Origin of the sequence: Bradyrhizobium sp. GCM10028915, from assembly GCF_042666195.1 — a bacterium.
GTDB lineage: Bacteria > Pseudomonadota > Alphaproteobacteria > Rhizobiales > Xanthobacteraceae > Bradyrhizobium > Bradyrhizobium canariense_D.
On sequence record NZ_JBHTFN010000022.1, the window covers coordinates 1 to 2,323 of the forward strand.

1 protein-coding gene and 1 pseudogene are annotated in these 2,323 nt (G+C 64.8%); both read left to right on the top strand.

The window, feature by feature from the left end; genetic code table 11:
- A pseudogene (locus tag ACFQX9_RS14550) lies at nt 1-318 on the top strand (methyl-accepting chemotaxis protein); the annotation flags it as partial.
- 185 nt (nt 319-503) lie between these two features.
- Nucleotides 504-2,323: methyl-accepting chemotaxis protein (locus tag ACFQX9_RS14555; protein WP_377789054.1), on the top strand; the 1,820-nt coding region annotated here is incomplete at its 3' end.

Consider the following 2,323-nt stretch of genomic DNA (forward strand, 5'->3'; position numbering starts at 1 on the left):
CAAGGCGCCACGGCCGAGTCGGTTGCGGCGATCAAGGAGATCGGCGCCACCATCGGCCAGATCTCGTCGATCTCGACCTCGATTGCGAGCGCGGTGGAGCAGCAAGGCGCGGCGACGCAAGAAATCGCGCGCAGCGTCCAGACCGTCGCACAGGGCACTCAGACCGCCGCCACCGACATCGGCCAGGTCAACCGCGGCGCCGCCGAAACCGGCTCGGCTTCGGAAGAGGTGCTGCACTCGGCCAAGACGCTGTCGTCCGAAAGCACCCGCCTGCGTGCCGAGCTCGACCGCTTCATGGGCAACATCAGGGCGGCGTAAGGGCATTTCCGCCGATGTCGTCCTGGCGAAAGCCAGGACGACGAGACCCTGCGTCACCTAACCGCCGGTTGCGGCGCCACAAATTTACCGCCGCTTATCCTTTGCCATTTACCGTGCTCACGCGTCAGGAAGCGGGCTGCTTCCGGGCTGCGCCTGGTTTTCCGCGAATGGAATAGGGGTGGGGAATGCCCGTCAAGTCGAAGCCGACCACATCGAAGCTGCTCACCTTGCGTTTTCGCGCAAAAATCATCCTCGGCTTCGTGGCGGTGCTCGCCATCCTCGCCGTCAGCATGGCTTTCGCGTATTTCGGCTTCGAGCGGATTCAGGCCGCCGTGGCCTCCTACCGCTCCAGCGTCGCCGAAGCGGACCTTGCGCGGACGGTCGATCGCGAGCTGATCGCTTACCAGGGCTTGGCGCGGGCCTACACGCTGACTGGCGCGGCGGATGACGAGACCGCGGCCAAAGCAGCCGAAGAGAATCTGAGGGCGGCGATCGCCAAGTCGGCGGCGGCCACCACGGGCGCAGCGCGCCGCGAGCAGGTCGGCAGGCTCGAGGCCGACTTCAAGAGCTTCACCAAGGTGTTCGGCGAGATCATCACGTTGACGCGCGAGAACGGCAAGATCGCGACCGATGAGCTCAACAGCGTCGGCAACAAGATCCGGTTCAAGTTCGACGATCTTGCCGATACCGCGGCATTGGCGGGCCTGAACTCGGTTCAGGGTACGGCCAAGGATATCACATCGCAATATCTGGCGGTCTCCACCTCGGTCAGCGCCTTCGTCGCCAAGCCGGAGCCGAAGACCGCCGACGGCGTGACCGCCCGCATCAAATTCCTGGAGACCCTGCTGGTCTCGATCTATGCCAACGACCAGAAGATCACCGACCGCGTCACCGAGATCAGTAATCTCCTCAAGCAGTACCGCGCCTCTTTTTCAAAGCTCACCGAGAACGTGAAGGTCATCGTCAAGCTGAACGGCGAGATGACCAAGACAGCCGCGTCCATTCTCAAGCTCTCGGGTGAGCTGCGATCGGAGCTGACGGCGGATCAGCAGCGCATCGAGGTCAACGCCAATGCCACCATCGGCGAGACCGAGCGGCTGATGCTGATGATGGCGCTGGGCGGCCTTGCCGTCGGCGCTGCGCTCGCCCTGATGCTGGGCAATGGCATTTCGCGTCCGATGATTGCGATGTGCAAGGCCATGCGCGAGCTCGCCGCGGGCAATTTCGACGTCGTGCTGCCGGGCCTCGGCCGCAGGGACGAGATCGGCGAGATGGCCGGCGCGGTCGAAGAATTCAAGGTGCAGGCCGTGGCCAAGGCCGAGCGCGACGCCGCCGCCAACGAACTTCAGAACAGGGAGCAGGCCGCAAGCCGTCGTTCCGAGCTGATTCGTTTCGCCGATGATTTCGAGAGCGCGGTTGGTGCCATCGTCTCCAACGTCTCGGCTTCCGCCGTGCAGCTGGAATCGGCGGCCTCGACGCTGACCCGCACCGCCGAGACCACCCAGAGCCTGTCGAGCCAGGTCGCCGACGTCTCCGAGCAGGCCTCCAGCAACATGCAGTCGGTGGCGACCGCGACCGAAGAGCTCTCGGCCTCGGTCGAGGAGATCGGCCGCCAGGTCCGCGATTCCAGCCGCATTGCCGAAGCTGCCGTGGTGCAGGCAAAGGAGACCGATAATCGCATCGGCAAGCTCTCGCATGCCGCCCAGCAGATCGGCGAAGTCGTCAAGCTCATCACGGCGATCGCCGAGCAGACCAATCTTCTGGCGCTGAACGCGACCATCGAGGCGGCACGCGCCGGCGAAGCCGGCCGCGGCTTTGCAGTGGTCGCCAGCGAAGTGAAGTCGCTGGCGAGCCAGACCGCGAAGGCCACCGACGAGATCTCCTCGCACATCACGGGCATGCAAGGCGCCACGGCCGAGTCGGTTGCGGCGATCAAGGAGATCGGCGCCACCATCGGCCAGATCTCGTCGATCTCGACCTCGATTGCGAGCGCGGTGGAGCAGCA